Source organism: Sulfurisphaera ohwakuensis (assembly GCF_009729055.1).
Lineage (GTDB): Archaea > Thermoproteota > Thermoprotei_A > Sulfolobales > Sulfolobaceae > Sulfurisphaera > Sulfurisphaera ohwakuensis.
Window position 1 is genome coordinate 1,716,495 of sequence record NZ_CP045484.1, and the last position, 19,978, is coordinate 1,736,472.

The window sequence follows — 19,978 nt, forward strand, 5'->3', positions numbered from 1 at the left end:
GACCTAAAGAGGTATATGAAAGCAATAGTTGTTACACCTAAAAAATCTGGTGTAGAAGTCAAAGATATTCCAGTAAAAGAAGCTTTGGGAAAGGGGCAAGTCTTAGTTAAAACACTATATACCGGAATTTGTGGTACTGACAGAGGAATTGTTAACGCGAAAATAACATTTACTTACCCTCCAGATGGTTATAATTTTCTTATTTTAGGTCATGAAGGACTTGGCATGGTTGAAGAAGTTGGAGATGGAGTTAAGTATCTAAAGAAAGGTGATTATGTAGTACCAGTAGTTAGGAGAGGTTGCGGAGTTTGTTTAAATTGTAGAATTGGGAGACAAGATTTTTGTGAGACTGGAAAATTTGTTGAAGCTGGAATAAGAGGTAAACATGGTTTTATGAGAGAGGAATTTGTTGATGATGAATTATGGTTAGTAAAAGTCCCAGATGAAATAAAAGACATAGCAGTGTTAACTGAGCCTTTATCTAATGTTATAAAAGCTATAGACGAATTATTATTTGTGCAAAGAAGAATGATATGGACTTGCGAGGATTCCACATTTCAGTGCAGAAATGCATTTGTAATTGGTAGCGGACCAATAGGTACGTTCTTTTCTCTAATTCTTACTACATTAGGTTTTAACGTTTATATGATTAACAAAAGAGATCCTTCTCCCATGGAAGATTATATCAGTAAAAGATTAGGCGTAACTTTTATTAACTCAATGAAAGATGGTGATAAACTTCCAGAAGTGGATTTGATAGTTGATACTAGTGGAGTTCCTTCTGCGTTTATACCTTTAATGAGCAAAATGAGACCAAATTCAGCATTAATTCTTTTTGGTACATTAGAAGGAGAAAAGTACGAAATAACATCTGATTTAGTTACTTTCATAGTAGAGAGAAATATAATAGTTATTGGCAGTGTTAACGCTAGTAAGAGAGATTTTCAAGGTGCCATAAACTATTTGAGTATATGGAAAAATAGGTATTATGACGTTCTACAGAAAATGATAACTTCAAAAGTTTCTGTTGAACAAGCACCAGAAGTTTTAATGAGAAAGCCTAGTGGAGAAATAAAAACAGTCATTGTGTGGGATTAACTCTCTTTTTTTACATAATTTCTTAAAACTCCTATTTTCTCTACTTCAACTTCTATAGCATCACCATCTTCAAGGTACTTTTTCCCAGTAAATTCAGCTACACCAGCTGGTGTACCAGTAGTTATTACGTCTCCAGGCTCTAGAGTAATTCCTTGGCTGAGATAAGAAATCAGATCCTCAACAGAAAATATCATATCCTCTGTATTTCCATCTTGTACAACTTGACCGTTAAGCTTAGTTATTATTCTAAGTTTGAAATCCTTAATTTCATCTTTAGTAACAATCCATGGACCAATCGGCAACCCGGTATCTAACGCTTTTCCCATAACCCAATTTAGACCGTAAGGGTGAAGTTCTGGAAATTGATAATCCCTAAAGCTTACATCATTAACTATTGTATAACCAAACACATAATCCATTGCTTCCTCTTTCTTTATGTATTTTCCTCTCCTTCCAATTATAATCCCTATTTCCCCCTCATAGTCTACCCTTTTTAAATCTCTTGGGATAATTATGTAATCTTCCGGCCCAACTACACTATTACTACTAAATTTGGTAAAAAAGTAAGGTGATTTTGGTGGGGTCATTGAAGTTTCTGATGAATGGGATCGGAAGTTCACAGCAGGTAAAAAGATCTTATTAGGGAATAACGGTGGTAGAAGCTTTTTTATCTTTATCTCGGTCTTAGGTAAATTCACCATGACGTCATATGCTTTAATAAATGATATTGGATTAGATACAACACAATCTAAACCATCTTTCTTTATCTCATAATATTTTTCATTTTCTATGAACACAACTTTCTTTTCCCCATTTTCTGTTATAGCAAAACCTATTTTCATATAAGCCTCACATATACTATGCTAATTATAAATGATAAGCTTGTTGTCAGCGATAACGAAATCGTTGGTTTGATTGGGAAAAATGGTAGTGGTAAAACTACTTTAATAAAGAGTAGTCTTTGTCTTGACTCAAAGGCAAAAGTAGTATTGGATGGAGAGGATTTCTGTAAAAATAGAGATTACTCAAAGTTATCAGCAGTATTTCAAGATCCTTCAACACAAATATTAGCCTTAACGTGTGAAGAGGAATTGAAACTCCAATCAATGTTCCATCCCGTAGATGATAAAATAGCGAAAGAAATTATGGGAGAGTATTTTAATAAGGATTTTTATACATTATCTGATGGCTACAAGAAAAGATTCGTTATTTCTACAATACTAGCATCTAGGCCAAAATATATTCTATTTGATGAACCCTTTGCTAATTTAGATAAATATGCGGTTAAGTTAGTAAAAAGTGTTATACCAAAAGGGAGTTTGATTGCTGAACACAGAATAAAGGAAATTAGAGATATGATTGATCGCGTTTATTTAATCAAAAATGGTGATATTAGGGAAATTGAAAAAGAAAAGTTGTATGATGAAGATTTTCTCAGAAGAGAAGGATTAAGAGGATTCTCTTTGCCTAAAATAGAGATGGAATTAGGGGAAGAATTGTTAAACCATGAAGGAATAAGGGTAAGGGAAAGCGAAGTCGTCTGCCTAGTTGGGAGAAATGGTGTAGGAAAAACTACTAGGTTGAAGAAGCTGGTCGGAAAAATTTATCTAGTCCTTCAAAATCCTGATCTACAGTTCTTTGAGGAAACAGTTGAAGATGAGGTAAAAGATGAAAATGCACTATCACTCTTTAATCTAAAAGATAAGAAAGACAGAAGTCCATTTACTTTAAGCTATGGTGAAAAAATGAGGGTACTTATTGCTTCAGCGTTTGCCTCAAAATACAAAGTTATTGCTTTAGATGAACCTTCAGTTGGCATGGATGGCGAAGCACTTCTATCGTTTTATGAGGCTATCAAAATCTTAAAAGAAGAGAGGAGAGGAATTATAATAGCAACTCACGATGAAGATTTGATCTCAATCTGTAATACTATAATAAACATGGATCAGCGGCCTACGTGAACATCATCATTTCAGTTGCAAGGTTAATCATCACCAGTAGTAAAGATAGCGAAATTAAGATAATATCTACTGACGTGGGTTTAAAATTTCTTTTTCCGTTAAATTTCCCGTAAAGTTTTATAGTATAAGAGACGTAGAGGTCTTCAGCAACTTTAACCATTTGAACAACAAATGGTAAAACTAACTTATTTATGTGAAAACCGATTTTCCTAGCTCTAGCGTTAAAACTTATTTCAGAAGCAATCCTATAAAAAAGGGGATAATAAGCGAAGCCAACAACAAGTGGTACTCCTTTCTCTCCAAGAAGATAAAGAATAGAATTGTAGTCAACATATTCACTCATAATAAAGTATAAATTTATATATGAAATTGCCCTAATAGTATATATAAATAAATATTCTTTTTCTAGTATGTGCAAAAAAGTAAAAGAAATAATTACAATCAAAATCTCTATTGCAATGACTCTCCATCTTTTGTATATCAAACCCATGGTCAAGATAAGAGAGTAATAAGTTGGATACAATGTAGTTTCTATAGCAGTTATTATTAGAAATATTAAGGAATAAAGAAAAGTTGCCTTAGCCAATCTTATCCCTTAATAATTCCGCTTTTTAATAAATATGAACCTAACTTATACGAGATTAATCCCATTATAGCACTTTCTACCAGATAAATTATTGTAAATATTAGATAAGCTAATGCTAAATCCTTAAAAGGAATTGAGCCAATTAACCCCACCATCATAATACCAAATATAACACTTAGGATTCCGACTAAAGTTCCTACTACAGTGGTGTTAATCATCACTGCTTTAAAACTTCTAAACCCTACAAACCAGGTTATTATCTCATCAATAACACCGGCAATTACTAGAGTCGGAACCATAAATAGTAAACCTGTTGCGGCATAAAGTACCGCATTTATTAAAGTAAGTAAAAGCACGCTGAACTTCTCATTCATAGCCTGTAAGCCAATTGAAAGTAAGATGAGTGGTATTGTAAGAGTTACTATCGGGTCTGTGAACGAACTAATAGCATAAGCACCAATACTAAGAGCTAAAGCAGCTGCAGAAGCGTAAGAAGCTATTGAGAAAACTACACCATATATTACAGTTCTTATTTTCATACGCTAATATTATTCCTAAGTGTTTTAAAACTTATTCCTTAAAGATTAGTTCTCTATCTAAAACTTTAAGAATTTAAAAATTAATTTCTTATTGTTTTACATCGAAAAAGTTAAAAATTAAAAAATCAATCATGTATTTATGCAGTACAAATGGGTTGCCTTGAGTAATACCACTGTAGGGGTCTTAATGGCTTCAATAAATGGAACAATCACGATAATTTCGTTACCAGCAATATTTAGAGGAATTAATATAAATCCCTTTAACTCATTTCAATACTTACTATGGATCCTCATGAGTTATAACATAGTAACAGCAACGTTATTAGTTTCTTTCGGAAGGCTTTCAGATATTTACGGCAGAGTAAGACTATATAATTTAGGATTTGCAATCTTCACAATAGGCTCAATACTCCTTTCACTAACACCAAATCAAGGGGACTTAGGAGCATTAGAGATAATCCTATTCCGTGTAATACAAGGAATTGGTGGAGCATTCTTATTTGCAAATAGCGCGGCAATTTTAACTGATGCTTTTCCCTCTAACGAGAGAGGGAAAGCATTAGGAATAAACCAAATTGCAGCTTTAGCTGGATCATTAATAGGACTAATATTAGGTGGAATACTCTCAACGATAAATTGGAGATACGTATTTTTAGTCAGTGTTCCAGTAGGAATATTCGGCACAGCATGGAGTTATTTAAAGTTAAAAGAATTATCAAAACCAAATAAGACTGAAAAAATTGATTGGTTAGGTAATACACTCTTTGCTAGTGGCTTAATCCTTATCCTTGTAGCAATAACTTATGGGCTATTACCTTACGGCTCTTCACAATTAGGATGGGGAAATCCATACGTAATAGCCTCATTAGTATCGGGTATAGGATTAATCATAGGCTTCCTTTATGCTGAGAAAAAAGTCAAATATCCCATGTTTCGCCTTGAATTATTCAAAATTAGAATATTTGCTGCAGCAAATATTGCTGGTTTCTTAAGATCTGTAGCTTATGGTGGCTTAATGATAATGTTGGTAATATTCCTTCAAGGAATTTGGTTACCCTTACATGGCATACCTTACTCAGAAACACCATTTTGGGCCGGTGTTTATACTATCCCATTAATGTTAGGATTCGTGACTATGGGGCCAATAAGTGGTTGGCTCTCTGATAAGTACGGAAGTAGACTTTTAGCCACTTTAGGAATGGTTATTGTGGGAATTGGATTTCTTCTACTAACTACATTACCTTATGACTTCAATTATCTCACTTTTGCCTTAATGATATTTATGATTGGAGTTGGAAACGGAATGTTTGCATCTCCAAACACAGCTTCAATAATGAATAGTGTTCCACCACAACATAGAGGAGCAGCCTCTGGTATGAGGGCAACATTACAAAATACTGGGCAAACAATGAGTATAGCAATATTCTTCACGATAGTCATAATTTCCTTAACATCTTCATTACCCTCAGCAATCCAAAATGCTTTAATTCAAGCTGGAGCACCACAGTTAGTTCCTTATGCCCAACATATACCAGTCACTGGAGCACTATTTGCAGCTTTTCTAGGATATGATCCTGTTAAAACAATGTTATCATCATTACCCGCTGGAGTAACAGTTCCACAGTCTGCAATACAAATTATGGAACAGAGAACCTGGTTCCCAACAGCAATTGCGCCAGCATTTATGTATGCTTTAAGAAATGCGTTTTATATAAGTGCTGTATTAGTATTCATAGCAGCAATTGCCTCTGCATTAAGAGGGGTTGAGGTGAAGGAAAGTGTTAGAAAGTAATGAGAACAGAATACAAATAATGTCGACAATAGCAAAAATATACAGAGCTATGAGTAGGGAACTTAATAGAAGGCTAGGAGAACTTAACTTATCCTATCTAGATTTTCTTGTTTTAAGGGCTACAAGCGACGGGCCAAAAACAATGGCATATTTAGCAAATAGATATTTCGTTACACAATCAGCAATAACAGCTTCTGTTGACAAACTAGAAGAAATGGGTTTAGTTGTAAGAGTAAGGGATAAAGAGGATAGAAGAAAGATACTAATCGAGATTACTGAGAAAGGACTTGAGACATTTAACAAGGGCATAGAAATTTACAAAAAATTAGCTAATGAAGTTACCGGAGATCTAAGTGAAGATGAAGTAATATTAGTTTTAGATAAGATTTCAAAAATTTTGAAAAGAATTGAGGAAATTAGTCAGTGAGTAACCGCCATTTCACCGCTCAAACTCCCCTAAAACTCATCATTTTTAAATAACCAAGAAGAATTTATTTTATGAATGCTAACACATCAACATCTCCTACTCCTTCGCTACTTTCAACATATATTAATGCGATTGAACTGGGAATTATAATTTTAACTTTCATCATTCCGTTAATCTACTTTATTTACTTTATGAGAATGATGAGAGTAGGACATTCACAACAAAGGCAACTAGAAAGGAAAATGAATAGAATACCATCAATCACATGGGATCAGATTTACGACATGGAAGAAATTAAGACTAGATTAGATGAAATTGCTAGTTACGTTATGAAAAAAGGGAAAGCTTACGGTGTAATACTATTCGGTCCTCCAGGTACTGGAAAGACGAGTATTGCTAAGGCACTCGCTAATAAACTTAGATGGAATTATTTCGAATTAAAGTCTACCGATGTAATGAGCAAATGGTATGGTGAAAGCGAGTATTTACTTGATAACTTCTTTAATGTAGTGGAATTAAACGCTCCAGCCGTTGTCGTAATTGATGAGATTGACGGATTTACTCTAAAAAGAGAGGGAGATATCCATGAAGTCACTCACAGATTAATTAACATATTTTTAATGAGGTTACAAGAATTACATGACAAGAACTTACCGATACTTATTATTGGGACAACAAACATCCCGCAAGAAATAGATGAAGCGCTTTTAAGGCCAGGAAGATTTGACGAAGTGATCTACGTACCTTTGCCAGATGAGAATAGTAGGGAAAAAATATGGTGCGGTTACGTTCAAAACGTTGATTGCAAAGAATTAGCTAAAAGAAGTAATAGACTTTCACCAGCAGACATAAAAGAAATTGTTGAAGAAGTAAAGATCCGGTGCGAAAAAGAGGGAAGAATCCCAACAACACAGGACTTTATAAAGGCCTTAGAAAGTTATAAACCGTCTGTGTCTATACAAACTATCGTAAAATTCGAAAATATTGCTAAAAAATACTCAAGGCATAAACTAGGTGAAAGACCATATGGAGTACCGGATATAAGATGGGATGATCTAGGAGATCTAGAAGATGTTAAAAGGATAATCAGGGACTCCATAGAGTTACCACTGAAGAGGAAAGACCTTGCCGAAAAGCTGGGAATAAAACCAGTTAAAGGATTGTTACTTTACGGTCCTCCAGGTACTGGAAAGACGAGTATTGCTAAGGCATTAGCAAATGAGCTTAATGCTTCCTTTATTATTCTATCTGGTGAGGAAATATCTTCAGCTGGGCCATTTAATGCGGGAGAAATAATTGCAGAAAAGTTTCATATTGCTAGGGATAATGCACCCGCAATAATATTTATTGACGAGATTGATATGATTGCTAGGGCTAGGGGTGAAAACGAGTGGAGAACCGCATTGACTGAACTTTTAAATCAAATGGATGGTATAAGGGAGAATGAAGAAATAGTAGTAGTTGGAGCAACAAATAGACCATGGGACTTAGACCCAGCAATACTAAGACCTGGGAGATTCGATAAGATAATCTATGTACCACCACCAGATGAAAAAGGAAGAGTCGAAGTTCTTAAAGTATTATGTAGAGGCTTAACTGTAGATGAGGAAACTTTACAAAAAGTTGCTAAAATCACTGATGGTTATACACCAGCTGATTTAAAACTGGTAGTGGATGAGATTAGGAGAAACTTACTTAAAGAGGCAACGATTACTGGAGTTGCCAGAATTACATTAACCTTTAACGATTTCATAAAAATATTAGCTAATGTTAAACCAAGCGTTAGTAAAGAAACACTGAAAATGTATGAAGAGTTTAAAATACAGAGGATTTAGAATATTGTTAATTAACCCTATAAAATTTACCTGTTAGATAGCCTGATTAAGAATCCTCACTTCTACAGAAAAACATCGCAGGGGTTAATGATAGCGCCTTTATTTGAGTTCACTGGAGACGCTAGCAGTATATTAATAAGATTAATGAGATAATATCTCAGCTAGATCTAGGACTAATTAAAGTGAACCTTGATAAACTAAATTGTAGTATTGTTGTCCAGAATAAAGAGATGAAAAAAGCTGTTTGCAGATCCAATGGCAATGTAAAGATGGGCTTTGAAGCATTATCTATGATAATTTCTGCTAAAGGGCAAGGCAAGATAGGAGTATATACAATAAAGATAGAGGACATAATTGATACTTTATATGCATTAGACTAGACTTTCCCCAGAAGCTAAAAAACTTATATGCATTTAGGTTTTTGTTAAACTTGACAAGTTATATAATATTTTTGGAAAGTATATAACATAATTCTTGCTAATTTTCTTATTTCTTTAACAACAAATTTATGTCCTTCATCAAGGAATAGGTGAAGCCATTACGTTTATTAAATCAACAGACTTATATAACATATGATTAAAGAGCCTTATGCTACATTACTTAATAATATAGTCAGAATAATGAGGGAGGAATTTAAGGACGATCTTATATCTATTGTACTTTACGGAAGCGTTGCCAGAGGAGATAACAGAAATGATAGTGATGTTGACTTACTAATAGTTATGAATAACCTACCTAAGGATAGTATGCTGAAGAGAATTAGATTGTTTGAAACCAGAGTTGAAGATAAGTTAAATTTAGATGAGTACTGGAATAAGGGATATTATATATCACTCTCTCCTATCCTTAAAACTCCAGATGAAGCAGAAAAGATTTCACCTCTTTATCTAGACATGGTATATGATGCTGTGATACTTTACGATAAGGATCAATTCTTTACAAGGATATTGGAAAAGCTAAAAGAGAAGCTTAGAGAATTAGGTGCTGAGAGGATAATAATGGGCAAAAAGTGGTACTGGATACTGAAAAAAGATTCGAAATTCGGTGAAACTGTTGAACTTTGACTCTCTTGCATTATCATATATCTTACAAGCCGAAGAGAGATTAAACTTGGCTAAAATAGAGAATGAAAGGAAGAAATATAATATAGTAGTGAGGCTTTGCCAAGAAGCTGTAGAACTTTCACTTAAAGCTTGTTTAAGATTAGTTAATATTGAACCACCAAAATTTCATGATGTAGGACCAATATTGAAAAACAACGCAGAAAAATTCCCCCAATGGTTCAGGGAAAAAATAGATATTTTTGCTTCTTACTCAAGATCGTTAAGAAAAGAGAGAGAACTATCAATGTACGGCGATGAAGAAACTAACACACCCCCAGAACTACTTTACTCAGCGTATGATGCACAGCTGTCAATCAGAATTGCTGAGGAAGTATTAGAATACGCAAAGAAACTTTATGAAGAGAAGAAGAATCAGTAAAAAGAATAAATAGTTTTGCTCAATTTTGTTTTTAACTATACCTAATACTTATAGGTTTCATTTTTTTCTCTTATATATTCTAAAAAATAAGATTATTGAACAAAACTCCATAAGGAGACTAAAACACTATCCATCGACATAGCTAAGGCAGCATATTCTGGAGGCAAATAGAAGGGGTAAAGTATACCAGCTGAAATTGGTATTAAAACAGAATTATAAGTAAAAGCCCAAGCTAAATTCTCCTTTATTTTCCTCACAGTCCTCTTAGACTGTTCAATAACATATTTGATAGAGAGAACGGAAGGTACAATAATATCTCCAGCGTACTTAGCAATATCAGTACCAGTAGAAACAGCAATACCAACTAAAGCCTCTTTCAAAGCTTGAGCATCATTAACACCATCACCGACAAAAATTACCTTACCGAGCTTTCTAACTAGTTCTACTTTATCATCTGGCGAAAGACCCTTATACACTTTTACTCCCAGAACTTCTCCTACCTTATCGGCAAAATTACTTGAATCACCAGTAGCAATAATAACCTCATAGTATTTCTTAAGCTCATTAACCAACTCAACAACCCCATCTCTTATTTTATCTTCCAACAAAAACCCAGCAACAACTTTTGAGTCAACACAAACTAAAACATCAGCATCTAAATCTCCTTCACAATTCTTAAGTACAAATTCCCTTTTACCCACTATTACATCATGATCATTAACCTTTCCGTATACACCCTCCCCTTGAAATTCGTTAAAGTCCTTAACTTTAGCATTTACATCATATAAAGACGCAATAGCCTTACCTACTGGATGAGAACTAAGCTTTTCCACAGCACATGCTAATTTTATTGCGTTTTCATCACCTATCGGTTTTACTATAAACTCTCCGGTAGTTATAGTCCCAGTCTTATCAAAAACAATATATTTCGCCTCTCTAAGCCTCTCTAAACTCTCAGCATTCCTTACCTTAATTCCCTTTTTAACCAATTTCCTTATTCCTACCATAACAGCCATAGGTGTTGCTAAACCAAAAGGACACGGACATGCTGAGGCTAAGACTGCAACAGAAATTAAAATAGAGAAAGTAAGCGAATGAGAGACTACATACCATAATGCAAAGGCTAAAACAGAAACTCCAATCACTACTGGGACAAAGATTGATGAAACCTTATCAACAAGTGACTGTATAGGTAACCTAGTAGTCTCAGCCTCTCTTATAGCCTCAATAACTTGCGAAATATAAGTCCTATTTCCAGCCCTAGTAACATAAACTTTAAGAAAACCAGAAGTTAAGATTGAACCGCCAATCACAGGATCTCCCTTCTTTTTTCTCACCGGTATAGTCTCACCAGTATAAATTGACTCATTAACATATCCTTCTCCTTCATCAACAATACCATCAGCGGGAATAATCTCACCGGACTTAACCATGACTACATCACCAACCCTCAATTTAGAGGAATCCACTAAAGTACCATCAGTAAGTCTGGCCTTAACAGTTTGAAGTCTAATAACGTCATCTGAAGTCTTCTCCTTAATATAGGCTTCTAAAGTCTTTCCTATAAGAATGAAAGTAATTAAGAGGGAAGAAGCTTCAAAAAAGTAATTAGAAGAATGTATTAGGTAAGAGTAAAGGCTATAAAACCAGGCAATATTAGACGAGAGGGAAACTAGCGTATCCATATTGCTGGTCTTATTTCTTAAAGCTCTAAGAAAACCTAAATGAAATCTTAAGCCCGAATAGAATTGGACTGGAATTGATAAGAAAAGCTGGTAAGCTGGAAAGATGAATATGAGAAAAGAGAAGACTGAGGCAATTACTAACCTTGTAAATAAATCACGAAAGTCACTTTTTCCCTTAAAGCTCTCAGTAGTTATTTCAGCTTTATAACCTCTCCTCCTTAATTCCTCAACAATTTCATCTCCAGTTACAGTTGCAGGATTAATTTCGAGAATAACAAAACCCGAAGAAGGATTAATCTTAACGTCAATAATTCCAGGTATATTATCTAGAACAGAAATCAGTTTACCGGCTTCTTCTTCACTAAGGCTTACTTTTAAAGTAACTTTTTGTGTTACAACGTCGTAACCAGCCTTTCTAACAGCCCTTACAATATCCTTCAACCTAGCATTTTCAATTACAACCCTAGCATTACCAGAGGCTAAGTTAACATTTACATCTTTTACCCCTTGAACGGAAGAAATTGCCTTAGATACTGTTGAAACACAAGTTGCACAATGCATTCCTACGATTTTTAACTCTTCTTCCCTCTTAATCCTAAGATCTTTCTTCTCATTTCTCACCTCGCTCATTGCGAATACACCAATTAATGATGACCTTCTTCATCTGGCATTCCTTTAGGTCCTTCTCTTAAGTACTTCTCTGGGTCTTTTTCAAACGCCCTTTTACATGCAGAACTACAAAAATAGTATATTTTACCTTTATACATTGTCTTATATTGTGATGATTCATTTACTTCCATTCCACAAACCGGGTCAATCATAATCTTAAATTCTCGTCAATTGTATATTTACTTAACGTTTACAAAGAAACTTTTTCTTACTTATTAAGATCGCTAAAAATAAAAATGTAAATTGAAAAGGGAATAATGATGACAAAAGTAAACCAAATTGAGTATAAGATTTTACAAATGTTAAAAGAGGATTCGAGGAAAAGTGCAAGTAAAATAGCAAAGGAACTTGGCTTAAGTAGGGCTACGGTAGCTAAAATAATAAAATCGTTAAAAGATAAAGGGGTTAAATTTACAGTTGAATATCACGAGAAGGGAGAACTGTTCGCATTTGTAATTTCTGATAAATGTCTTGCTGAAGAATGCTACAAACTTATAGACGGAAAAATAATGAACATAATAAGAGGAGATTTGAGTACTATTAGCCAGAAACTTTCAGAATTAGGAAGTGACAAGTATTTTATTTCCATGGAAAAGTTAAATGAAGTAAGTATAGAGAGAGCGGAACTATATTGTGACTATTGCGGAAATGAGATTAAAGGAAATCCATATTTGGTAAAGTTAGGTAAAAAAGTGTATTACACTTGTTGTAAAACGTGCCAAACTCAGCTAAAGAAAAAGTTAGAGCACGGAAATGATGGAGGAAAACTATAAATACCTTAATTCTTATTTATCCTTAGTGCGGCCGTAGTCTAGCCTGGATTAGGACGCCGGCCTGCCACGCCGGAGGTCCCGGGTTCAAATCCCGGCGGTCGCACTGTTAGGGGGAGGAATCCCCCTAATACCCCCTCTTTTTCTTTTAGATAAGTTTCCACGACGTCAACTAAAGGACCTACGTAAGTTTCCTTTACCTCACCGTTCACCGTTTCCAATTTATAGACATAATACCGCCCTTTTCTCTCACGTATAATTATGTCGCCATATTTATAACGCGTCTTTTATTTCGTCATTTTCCGTCAAGTATTATGGTTGCCAAAACTTGCTTAAAACTTTGGCAACCCGTAAAATTTTGCCGTCAAAACACGTTGAGATGTTAAAAGTAAGTATATAAGCGAGAAGATACGATTCTTATTGATGGATATCATTTACCCTTCGCATTTACTATGAAAAAGATTATATTAGTATAAATGTAATTTAATCATATGCCGGAAAGTTTAGTAGTCAGAGACCCTAAATATCTGGGTAAGTTCATTGCAGTAGACGAGAACTTTAATATTATAGGCTATGCCGATTCCAGAGAAGAGCTAGAAAAGGAGTTAACAAGAAAGGGTTATAGTATAGCAGATTACGATATAATATATGTCCCTAAATCCTTCAAGAAAAACACTGAAGGTCATTAAATTTTCGGACTTCTACGGAAACCTTATTCCTTTACTAAAAATAAGGTTTGAATGCCCTAAGCTTGGAAAGGACAAATTGGTACTAGGGTTAATAGATACAGGTAGCAGATATACAGTTGTAAACAAGTATACCGCTAATGAATGTTTCACAGAAGATGAAATGAGATCTAGATATGTAGATAGAGTAATAATTAATAATAGGGAATATTATAGATATTCATTTAGGTTTACCTTTCCTCAGCTAGATGATATAAGCTGGAACTTTAACGCTGCTATAATGGAGTATAACCCTTACCCAGAAGAAATAGTCCCGGCTGTAATTTTAGGTAGAGAAGATTTCTTACGCAATATTATAGTATGTATATATAAATCTGAATGGATGACATTATATATTGATTAGTAATTTTCGGTGTTCTCGGTCTATTATTTATTAGTTTATATTAACTGATCGTGTATGGATAAAGATAGTTATCTGAAAGGGTTTGAAGACTGTTTAGACTGCAGGAATAGAGATGAAGGATTTTCTTCTGCGATTATGATGACCCCAAGGAATATGTATTCAGAGTAATAGCTAATAAGATAACAGAATTCCCGAACACAGATGATATAGCCTAGACGATAGCCAAAGCTAAGATAAGAATTACTAAAGTAAAAATTAGTGCTTTCACAAGAACTAAATCACTTTAACACTCTTTTTATAATAATTAAAATACCGTTAAGTTTACTCTCTTTCACGAAAAAGTCTACAGCCTTTTCTTCTTTCTCGTCATTAACAAATACCATGATAATATGCCTCTTAGCCTCCATGTTATCCTTCAACTGAAGGTATTGTGATAAGTTTTCTACTATATTCTTGTTAAAAATTGCTAACTTATCCCCTTCAAAGGGCTTAAATTCAATCTCTACCTTATCCATGATTATTATCACATATTAAATAGGAGTGGGGAAGTAAAAGTATCTACTGATGATCTTACATTTTCCTTGTTTTGTGGTTTTTTAGAAAATAATTATTTTCAATTCCTTTGGGGATTCAACGGATGAAGAAGAACAAAAGAATGTAATGGTTAATAACAACTTTCAATTCCTTTGGAGATACATCCTTGCCTGTTCCTCTTCGTGATTGTTGTTAACACGGTTAGAGATTTGATTAGCTCCCTTAATTTGAGGAGTGCGGAGTAATTTCTCCGGTTCGTTGAAATTCGTTTAGGTGGTGCTCTAGGTTTGAGGAAAACTTTTAAGTTACGTTAAAGCAGAATAACTACTATAACTAAAATTTTGGGGATCCAAGTTAGGATTAAAAGTTCTATTGCGGTTCCAAAAGAGTACTTCAGATAATTTCTTCGGGGCTAAAATATCACCACAGAGTACCGTATCGTTTTATCGTATAAAAATAAAGTGTTCTCAATCAACTGGGAAAACAATTCTTCTCAATAAACACCTGAATTTTTCTCACAGCAAAATTTGACGACTAATGCTTATCTATTCTATCAATCTTTTTTTTTCAAAAATTCAATGAGAATAATTACCATATCCTTTTTAATGCTTGTAGCAAATATATAATTATGAGAATTGTTAAGAAAGGTGAAGATACTTTCGTAGAATTTGAAGACTTTGGGGAATTAAGGGATATATTTAATGAGGCAATTAAAGAGCTAGAGGATGAAGAAAAAGCTAAGACCCGTAAACCTTCTTATGAGACCCAATCCCCCAAATAAATACGATACAGTTTTTTGAATCCACACTATAAAGTATCCTTATATCACCGGTAACCTCTATAGAAAACATAGGATTTCCGTACTTATCCTTTCCCAGCTTCTCTCTGGTGTACTTAAATGGATCCTTATATAACAATTCCAGTTTCTCAAGGATAATCCTAAGAAGTTTTGAGCGTGGAAAATTCCTCTTCAACCACTTTATGAACTCTGCTCTATCCATTTCACCCTTAACTAAGAATCTAAAAATCCACTTCTCACAAACCATGATAAAATAAGAAGAAAAGTATATTTAAAAATCTTTATATTTTCATTTAATATCCCATAAGAAATAATAGCAGATATGAGAACAAAATACGGCTGCATAAGACCGTATTTCCATCAAGAACAATAGAAAAATTCGGCCATATACCTCTCATTTCTAAGAAATTTGCGTTCATATCCCCGTATTACAAAGATTTAAATACTAGAAAATTGTGGATGCATATGGAGATATGAATGGTCTGCGAATTTCTTTCTAAGGAATATAAAAGTTAACTTCTTGAAATTCTAACAATAAAAAAATCTAGTTGGAGCTAGGGTGATATCCCCTATTATCCCCGATTTCAATTTTATATAAGTTTCCACGACGTCAACTAAAGGACCTACGTAAGTTTCCTTTACCTCACCGTTCACCGTTTCCAATTTATAGACATAATACCGCCCTTTTCTCTCACGTATAATTATGTCGCCATATTTATAACGCGTCTTTTATTTCGTCATTTTCCGTCAAGTATTATGGTTGCCAAAACTTGCTTAAAACTTTGGCAACTCGTAAAATTTTGCTATCAAAATGTGTGTAGCTGAAAGAAGTCGATAAATATTCCTTTGTCGCGCAAAAAATTAAATTTCAGAACCCTAGATTATTTACTATACATAGAAAGATTGATAGATAAATAATAGAAGATTTTTAGTTATTGATAAGACGCCCATATTTATGAAATCGCTGCTATAGATGAAGAAGCTACCTAGTACGTAGTGTCCGTTTCATTATTTCTGCTAAAGTGAAAAGAAGTGACAACGTTAACTACTTGAGTAATCACAAGACGATTACTATTGAGTAGGAGGAGTTATGTTAATGTCACTAACTGAAGCCTACACAAAACGATTAATCCAGACAATCGTCAAGACGTTTATATGATTCATAAGCTATTAATCGTTAACTTCGGGGTAGTCCTTTTGTATGTCCTCCTGCTTTACACCTTATTTATTATTTGTTGCATTGAAGAATTATTTACGTTACGAAGAGCATACAAAGAATAGTAGTTTAAACGAAATTCCGTTACCATAAAAAATCATAATATTTATTTCGTGAGTTAATAAATATTTTTTAATTTTATTTCTTAGTCTATCGCTTATCAGAAAAAATTTTCAGTTAGTAAGAGGATCTTTATTATATATTTTTAACGTAAAGTATAACTGTAACGATTTTCCTATAGTGCTAAAAGAAGTGTCCAATTTGCGGTAAAGTGTTCACATTAACCATGTGACGTTAGACCATGTTTGAAAAAACATAATATCCGCGTAAGTTAGTGATTTATCATGGATAGGCTAAAGGTTATTTGGCTTCTCATTATCTTAGGTAATATATTTGATTACGTGACAACGCTTCTGTTTTCCTATTTTGGTATATTATATATGGATCGTAACATCCTCATAGGCTATAACACAAATTTTACAGACGTTTTGTTAACCTTAACCGGTGAGAAGTTATTGTTCTTAAGTGGAGTTTATTGGTTTAGCAAATTATTCGATTATCTAAAAATCAGTAAGTATAAATGGATCGGGCTTTTACCTTTTACAATAATAACTACCATAATATGCGTACTTGACTTGTTAGGGCTTATCTTTTACTTCTTAAGCTCTTTATAAAGTTAAACTCTTTTTTCGCTTACAATGAGGAAGGAACTACTAACTTTAGTTTTCATAACAATACTATTGACGCCGATTGTGCTAAACATAACACCTAAAGCGATAACAGCATCAGATGTAGGAGCACAAAAAATATACACAACATCTTCTGGAAATTGGGCCGGTGTCGTATACTCAGTTTATAATACTTCAACAGATGCACCTATAGAAATAACATCAGTAAGCGAGTCAGTGTGTTTCGGAAACGCTGAAGTTAATTATGTTCCAGATCCTTACGGGGCTGATGATATCGGTATATGGGTTGCTCTAAGTCCTCAACCTTCTACTAACCCTCTTATAGGTTATTGTTTCTTCCAAGCCGGCTTTGGTCTAATAGTGTACTCTAATGGTTCTTATGCATTGAATCCTTTCGTAATAGCTATTACGCTTTCTGGCGGTAAGATACAACCAATAGTTGATTATTATAACACAATACCTATTGAAACTGTAAATGACTTAGTATTATCAATGTTCATATAATATGAGGGAAACGGAAAAGTATATATTTGTCTGGCCGCGGGGTATCAAATTCCCTCTGGGCCATATGACCAGTTTTTCCAATACTCAAATACTTTTTCATAGCCTTTTTGGCTCTACACCAGAATCAGCATATACCATAATAGAAGCACCTTATGTTGGCGATACTAATTATCATTATTCATTACCGCAGATATCCGGTGGATTAATATACGGTTTTAATTTTATGTATCCATCGGGACAAGGACCCGGATCCTCACAACCAAATACGGAGTTTGTAGCTGTGTTATTTAACTTAAACTCGCTTGTTAATTACAATTATGTTTATGCATATCCCTATAGCGGTACTGGAACTACTGGTGCATGGCAATATACATACGAGTTTATTGATACACAGAACGACCAAACTACGTATGGTTTATAAAGGTAACTCTTTTTTCTTTTTCTTTTGAATGGATTTATAACTTTAAATCCTTAATCAGTTTTAATGAGAAGGGCCACCATCCTACTTTCTATCATTTCGGTTGTGCTAATAACGATAGGGGTTTACTTTTTTATGATAGATAAACCTACTATGATCCACCCACCTAAGGTAGTATTCAATACGTCAATAATTAAAGCTAATTATGGTGGACCCCCAATACTCGTAAACCCTCCACCATGGTATGCAAACCTATGGCCTGAAACGCTAACAGCCGGAATTGTATTACTTCTAATCTCAGCCCTCCTATTAAGGTGTAACTCCTGAACCGACAGTTACTTCACTTTGTTTCGGAAAAACCTTTATAAGTCAATTTTCTTTTTTATAGACATGGAATTTGTTTCACTTTTTGTCTTCGTTTCCGGAATAATTGTAGCTTTATTAACTCTTTATTTCTCACCGGATTTTGGAAGGGTTAAACCAAATAAAAGAAACCTATCGACCATATTTTTATCGCTAGCCCTTGCGGGAATAGGTTTATGGCTTTACTACATTGACCGCCCAACATATATTGCTAAGCCCATAAAGCCTATTTTACCACCAGGGAATTTTGATACATATTTTGGCCTTTATGGCCCTCAAGTGGAGTATATTCGTATCCCACCACCTTGGTACGCAAACCTATGGTCGGAAACACTAACATCTGGTGTTATATTGTTAGCCTTAGTAGTTTTCCTACATTTCAGACCCAGAAAATAGTCCCTTTATAAACTTACTCTTTTTCCACTATTAATGAAGTGAGCCATAGTCTTTATCCTATTTGTTGATATATCAGTATCAAATAATACGATATTGTTTACAGAGAGACGCTATTCTATAATGATAGCTCTACTTGAGAGTGCAAATACGTATATTGTACCGACATTCGGCCCAGGAACTCAAGGAGTTCAATACTACTTGTGAATAAATTTTTATAATATAAGGTATTTCTTCCTTATATTAATAATAGCCCTAGTTCTCCTCGGTGTATCGCTCTATCTTCACTCGATAGACCATGTTACTATACCACGGTAAAACATACTACCCAGAGCAATATCACAACAACTGTAACCAATGCAACGGCCGCCATTTATAATTACGTAAGACAACTTTCATCCCCATTAGCGAGTGCTCAGTACCTACCGCAACTCCACCATAACCAGACTAGCTTAACTAACTCTACTACGACAAACAACCAGACCACCACCTTATGAAAACCTCTGGCCAGAAACAGTGGCAATAGGAATAACACTACTCCTAACCTCAGTTCTTCTACTAAGGCGTAAATCAGACCATTAATAAACTCACACTCTTTATGCGATGTATAATACTAAGTATTTAGTAGTGAAGTATTGCTTAAAGTTCTTACTTTGGGCCAATATCTACTATCTCAATGCTGTATTTTAATTCAGTTTGTAATTCTATAGTGCACGAAAATGTCTTTACGTCCAAGACCAGTTACTTATAATAGGCATATTATCAGTGTTATGAACTTTATAACGGTGAGATTTTTCGAAGAAAAACATTAAGCATCTAGTCGTTAAGTATACTTACGATAAAATTCTTTTACTCATATACTTTAGCGTAATAAGATGACTCTAAACCTAATTTATGATCTGATATCGTTCTTTGGATTTCAGTTTAACGACTTTTGGTCAACAGTGCTAGGATTAAGGGTAGGTGCTGTAGAGCAAAATCCATTAGCCCGCTTAGTCTCTAAATCATGGATAACATTAGCGTTATATAAGTTCAGTCTTGCTGGGTTAGCTTTTTCCCCTAATTTTCTTAACAATACCAATTAACACTATAAGGACTTATATTATAATAGCTGCAGATGAACTAGAAT

General features: G+C 34.2%; 25 protein-coding genes, 1 tRNA gene and 3 pseudogenes. 20 read left to right on the forward strand and 9 right to left on the reverse strand.

The window, feature by feature from the left end; genetic code table 11:
• The first annotated feature begins 15 nt into the window (after positions 1-15).
• Positions 16-1,098, forward strand: coding sequence for a glucose 1-dehydrogenase (locus D1869_RS09535; RefSeq protein WP_156014903.1), 1,083 nt, complete (start codon positions 16-18; stop codon positions 1,096-1,098).
• On the opposite strand, the gene D1869_RS09540 is transcribed toward D1869_RS09535, so the two are convergent.
• Complete coding sequence (locus D1869_RS09540) at positions 1,095-1,940, reverse strand: fumarylacetoacetate hydrolase family protein (RefSeq protein ID WP_156014904.1); 846 nt, start codon at positions 1,938-1,940, stop codon at positions 1,095-1,097. The genes D1869_RS09535 and D1869_RS09540 overlap by 4 nt on opposite strands.
• Positions 1,941-1,958: 18 nt before the next feature.
• On the opposite strand from D1869_RS09540, the gene D1869_RS09545 reads away from it, so the two are divergent.
• Positions 1,959-3,059, forward strand: coding sequence for an ATP-binding cassette domain-containing protein (locus D1869_RS09545; protein WP_156014905.1), 1,101 nt, complete (start codon positions 1,959-1,961; stop codon positions 3,057-3,059).
• Here the strand turns inward: D1869_RS09545 and D1869_RS09550 are convergent.
• Both D1869_RS09550 and D1869_RS09555 read right to left on the reverse strand, forming a co-directional pair.
• Entirely contained in the window at positions 3,052-3,645 is a 594-nt protein-coding gene (locus tag D1869_RS09550; protein ID WP_231113587.1) for a hypothetical protein, read from the reverse strand. The genes D1869_RS09545 and D1869_RS09550 overlap by 8 nt on opposite strands.
• Positions 3,646-3,647: 2 nt before the next feature.
• A complete protein-coding gene (locus D1869_RS09555; RefSeq protein ID WP_156014906.1) occupies positions 3,648-4,184 on the reverse strand; it encodes a hypothetical protein in 537 nt (178 codons plus the stop codon).
• Positions 4,185-4,323: 139 nt separating this feature from the next.
• On the opposite strand from D1869_RS09555, the gene D1869_RS09560 reads away from it, so the two are divergent.
• The 6 genes from D1869_RS09560 to D1869_RS09585 all read left to right on the forward strand — a co-directional run bounded on the left by D1869_RS09560 (position 4,324) and on the right by D1869_RS09585 (position 9,720).
• The gene (locus D1869_RS09560; protein WP_156014907.1) at positions 4,324-5,976 is read left to right on the forward strand and encodes an MFS transporter; all 1,653 of its coding nucleotides are present in this window, start codon (positions 4,324-4,326) and stop codon (positions 5,974-5,976) included.
• Positions 5,963-6,403, forward strand: coding sequence for a MarR family winged helix-turn-helix transcriptional regulator (locus D1869_RS09565; RefSeq protein WP_156014908.1), 441 nt, complete (start codon positions 5,963-5,965; stop codon positions 6,401-6,403). The genes D1869_RS09560 and D1869_RS09565 overlap by 14 nt, the downstream gene beginning before the upstream one ends.
• Before the next feature lie 71 nt (positions 6,404-6,474).
• Positions 6,475-8,238 carry an AAA family ATPase gene (locus D1869_RS09570; protein WP_156014909.1) on the forward strand — a complete coding sequence of 588 codons (1,764 nt, stop codon included), beginning with the start codon at positions 6,475-6,477 and terminating at the stop codon, positions 8,236-8,238.
• A 182-nt stretch (positions 8,239-8,420) separates the two neighbouring features.
• Complete coding sequence (locus D1869_RS15500; RefSeq protein WP_231113588.1) at positions 8,421-8,618, forward strand: hypothetical protein; 198 nt, start codon at positions 8,421-8,423, stop codon at positions 8,616-8,618.
• Positions 8,619-8,810: 192 nt separating this feature from the next.
• Positions 8,811-9,302: a nucleotidyltransferase domain-containing protein gene (locus tag D1869_RS09580; RefSeq protein ID WP_156014910.1), complete on the forward strand. Its 492-nt coding sequence runs from the start codon at positions 8,811-8,813 to the stop codon at positions 9,300-9,302.
• Entirely contained in the window at positions 9,292-9,720 is a 429-nt protein-coding gene (locus tag D1869_RS09585) for a HEPN domain-containing protein (RefSeq protein WP_156014911.1), read from the forward strand. Before D1869_RS09580 ends, D1869_RS09585 begins: the two co-directional genes overlap by 11 nt.
• A gap of 92 nt (positions 9,721-9,812) precedes the next feature.
• Here the strand turns inward: D1869_RS09585 and D1869_RS09590 are convergent, their stop codons facing one another.
• Positions 9,813-12,035, reverse strand: coding sequence for a heavy metal translocating P-type ATPase (locus D1869_RS09590; protein WP_156014912.1), 2,223 nt, complete (start codon positions 12,033-12,035; stop codon positions 9,813-9,815).
• Positions 12,036-12,049: 14 nt separating this feature from the next.
• On the reverse strand, positions 12,050-12,229 hold the full coding sequence (locus D1869_RS09595; protein ID WP_184650998.1) for a YHS domain-containing protein: 180 nt from the start codon (positions 12,227-12,229) through the stop codon (positions 12,050-12,052).
• A 105-nt stretch (positions 12,230-12,334) separates the two neighbouring features.
• Here D1869_RS09595 and D1869_RS09600 point away from each other — a divergent pair, with 105 nt between their 5' ends.
• Both D1869_RS09600 and D1869_RS09605 read left to right on the forward strand, forming a co-directional pair.
• On the forward strand, positions 12,335-12,847 hold the full coding sequence (locus tag D1869_RS09600; RefSeq protein ID WP_156014914.1) for a TRASH domain-containing protein: 513 nt from the start codon (positions 12,335-12,337) through the stop codon (positions 12,845-12,847).
• 27 nt (positions 12,848-12,874) lie between these two features.
• Positions 12,875-12,950 (forward strand) — tRNA-Gly (locus D1869_RS09605).
• 28 nt (positions 12,951-12,978) lie between these two features.
• Here D1869_RS09605 and D1869_RS15505 read toward each other — a convergent pair.
• Positions 12,979-13,065 (reverse strand): annotated as a pseudogene (locus D1869_RS15505) (putative integrase); the annotation flags it as partial.
• A gap of 270 nt (positions 13,066-13,335) precedes the next feature.
• Here D1869_RS15505 and D1869_RS09615 point away from each other — a divergent pair.
• Both D1869_RS09615 and D1869_RS09620 read left to right on the forward strand, forming a co-directional pair.
• Positions 13,336-13,533 carry a DUF5678 domain-containing protein gene (locus D1869_RS09615; RefSeq protein WP_156014915.1) on the forward strand — a complete coding sequence of 66 codons (198 nt, stop codon included), beginning with the start codon at positions 13,336-13,338 and terminating at the stop codon, positions 13,531-13,533.
• Entirely contained in the window at positions 13,493-13,933 is a 441-nt protein-coding gene (locus D1869_RS09620) for a hypothetical protein (protein WP_156014916.1), read from the forward strand. Before D1869_RS09615 ends, D1869_RS09620 begins: the two co-directional genes overlap by 41 nt.
• 278 nt (positions 13,934-14,211) lie before the next feature.
• Here the strand turns inward: D1869_RS09620 and D1869_RS09625 are convergent, their stop codons facing one another.
• A complete protein-coding gene (locus D1869_RS09625; RefSeq protein ID WP_156014917.1) occupies positions 14,212-14,448 on the reverse strand; it encodes a hypothetical protein in 237 nt (78 codons plus the stop codon).
• Between the two features lie 189 nt (positions 14,449-14,637).
• On the opposite strand from D1869_RS09625, the pseudogene D1869_RS09630 reads away from it, so the two are divergent.
• Together D1869_RS09630 and D1869_RS09635 are read left to right on the forward strand one after the other, a co-directional pair.
• Positions 14,638-14,781 (forward strand): annotated as a pseudogene (locus D1869_RS09630) (IS701 family transposase); the annotation flags it as partial.
• 314 nt (positions 14,782-15,095) lie between these two features.
• A complete protein-coding gene (locus D1869_RS09635; protein ID WP_156014918.1) occupies positions 15,096-15,248 on the forward strand; it encodes a hypothetical protein in 153 nt (50 codons plus the stop codon).
• On the opposite strand, the gene D1869_RS09640 is transcribed toward D1869_RS09635, so the two are convergent.
• Together D1869_RS09640 and D1869_RS09645 are read right to left on the reverse strand one after the other, a co-directional pair.
• A complete protein-coding gene (locus tag D1869_RS09640) occupies positions 15,205-15,513 on the reverse strand; it encodes a type II toxin-antitoxin system RelE family toxin (RefSeq protein WP_156014919.1) in 309 nt (102 codons plus the stop codon). The two genes, D1869_RS09635 and D1869_RS09640, sit on opposite strands and share 44 nt — an antisense overlap.
• Before the next feature lie 308 nt (positions 15,514-15,821).
• Positions 15,822-15,971, reverse strand: a pseudogene (locus tag D1869_RS09645) (putative integrase); the annotation flags it as partial.
• 855 nt (positions 15,972-16,826) lie between these two features.
• On the opposite strand from D1869_RS09645, the gene D1869_RS09650 reads away from it, so the two are divergent.
• From D1869_RS09650 to D1869_RS09675, 6 genes are all read left to right on the forward strand, one after another.
• A complete protein-coding gene (locus tag D1869_RS09650) occupies positions 16,827-17,156 on the forward strand; it encodes a hypothetical protein (protein ID WP_156014920.1) in 330 nt (109 codons plus the stop codon).
• Between the two features lie 24 nt (positions 17,157-17,180).
• Positions 17,181-17,675, forward strand: a complete 495-nt coding sequence (locus D1869_RS09655; RefSeq protein ID WP_156014921.1) for a hypothetical protein — start codon at positions 17,181-17,183, stop codon at positions 17,673-17,675.
• 64 nt (positions 17,676-17,739) lie between these two features.
• Complete coding sequence (locus D1869_RS09660; RefSeq protein ID WP_156014922.1) at positions 17,740-18,096, forward strand: hypothetical protein; 357 nt, start codon at positions 17,740-17,742, stop codon at positions 18,094-18,096.
• 63 nt (positions 18,097-18,159) lie between these two features.
• A complete protein-coding gene (locus D1869_RS09665) occupies positions 18,160-18,420 on the forward strand; it encodes a hypothetical protein (protein ID WP_156014923.1) in 261 nt (86 codons plus the stop codon).
• Positions 18,421-18,483: 63 nt separating this feature from the next.
• Positions 18,484-18,852 (forward strand): hypothetical protein, encoded by a 369-nt coding sequence (locus D1869_RS09670; protein WP_184650992.1) that lies wholly within the window; start codon positions 18,484-18,486, stop codon positions 18,850-18,852.
• A gap of 872 nt (positions 18,853-19,724) precedes the next feature.
• The gene (locus D1869_RS09675) at positions 19,725-19,934 is read left to right on the forward strand and encodes a hypothetical protein (protein ID WP_196772259.1); all 210 of its coding nucleotides are present in this window, start codon (positions 19,725-19,727) and stop codon (positions 19,932-19,934) included.
• The last annotated feature ends 44 nt before the right edge of the window (positions 19,935-19,978 follow it).

Excerpts from the sequence above, each read along its gene's own strand:
- D1869_RS09600 (WP_156014914.1), top strand. The coding sequence starts at position 12,335 with ATGACAAAAGTAAACCAAATTGAGTATAAGATTTTACAAATGTTAAAA.
- D1869_RS09570 (WP_156014909.1), top strand. The coding sequence starts at position 6,475 with ATGAATGCTAACACATCAACATCTCCTACTCCTTCGCTACTTTCAACA.
- D1869_RS09635 (WP_156014918.1), top strand. The coding sequence starts at position 15,096 with ATGAGAATTGTTAAGAAAGGTGAAGATACTTTCGTAGAATTTGAAGAC.
- D1869_RS09625 (WP_156014917.1), bottom strand. The coding sequence starts at position 14,448 with ATGGATAAGGTAGAGATTGAATTTAAGCCCTTTGAAGGGGATAAGTTA.
- D1869_RS09540 (WP_156014904.1), bottom strand. The coding sequence starts at position 1,940 with ATGAAAATAGGTTTTGCTATAACAGAAAATGGGGAAAAGAAAGTTGTG.
- D1869_RS09670 (WP_184650992.1), top strand. The coding sequence starts at position 18,484 with ATGGAATTTGTTTCACTTTTTGTCTTCGTTTCCGGAATAATTGTAGCT.
- D1869_RS09640 (WP_156014919.1), bottom strand. The coding sequence starts at position 15,513 with ATGGTTTGTGAGAAGTGGATTTTTAGATTCTTAGTTAAGGGTGAAATG.
- D1869_RS09560 (WP_156014907.1), top strand. The coding sequence starts at position 4,324 with ATGCAGTACAAATGGGTTGCCTTGAGTAATACCACTGTAGGGGTCTTA.
- D1869_RS09660 (WP_156014922.1), top strand. The coding sequence starts at position 17,740 with ATGACCAGTTTTTCCAATACTCAAATACTTTTTCATAGCCTTTTTGGC.
- D1869_RS09535 (WP_156014903.1), top strand. The coding sequence starts at position 16 with ATGAAAGCAATAGTTGTTACACCTAAAAAATCTGGTGTAGAAGTCAAA.
- D1869_RS09650 (WP_156014920.1), top strand. The coding sequence starts at position 16,827 with ATGGATAGGCTAAAGGTTATTTGGCTTCTCATTATCTTAGGTAATATA.
- D1869_RS09580 (WP_156014910.1), top strand. The coding sequence starts at position 8,811 with ATGATTAAAGAGCCTTATGCTACATTACTTAATAATATAGTCAGAATA.
- D1869_RS09675 (WP_196772259.1), top strand. The coding sequence starts at position 19,725 with ATGACTCTAAACCTAATTTATGATCTGATATCGTTCTTTGGATTTCAG.
- D1869_RS09655 (WP_156014921.1), top strand. The coding sequence starts at position 17,181 with ATGAGGAAGGAACTACTAACTTTAGTTTTCATAACAATACTATTGACG.
- D1869_RS09545 (WP_156014905.1), top strand. The coding sequence starts at position 1,959 with ATGCTAATTATAAATGATAAGCTTGTTGTCAGCGATAACGAAATCGTT.
- D1869_RS09590 (WP_156014912.1), bottom strand. The coding sequence starts at position 12,035 with ATGAGCGAGGTGAGAAATGAGAAGAAAGATCTTAGGATTAAGAGGGAA.
- D1869_RS09555 (WP_156014906.1), bottom strand. The coding sequence starts at position 4,184 with ATGAAAATAAGAACTGTAATATATGGTGTAGTTTTCTCAATAGCTTCT.
- D1869_RS09665 (WP_156014923.1), top strand. The coding sequence starts at position 18,160 with ATGAGAAGGGCCACCATCCTACTTTCTATCATTTCGGTTGTGCTAATA.
- D1869_RS09615 (WP_156014915.1), top strand. The coding sequence starts at position 13,336 with ATGCCGGAAAGTTTAGTAGTCAGAGACCCTAAATATCTGGGTAAGTTC.
- D1869_RS09620 (WP_156014916.1), top strand. The coding sequence starts at position 13,493 with ATGTCCCTAAATCCTTCAAGAAAAACACTGAAGGTCATTAAATTTTCG.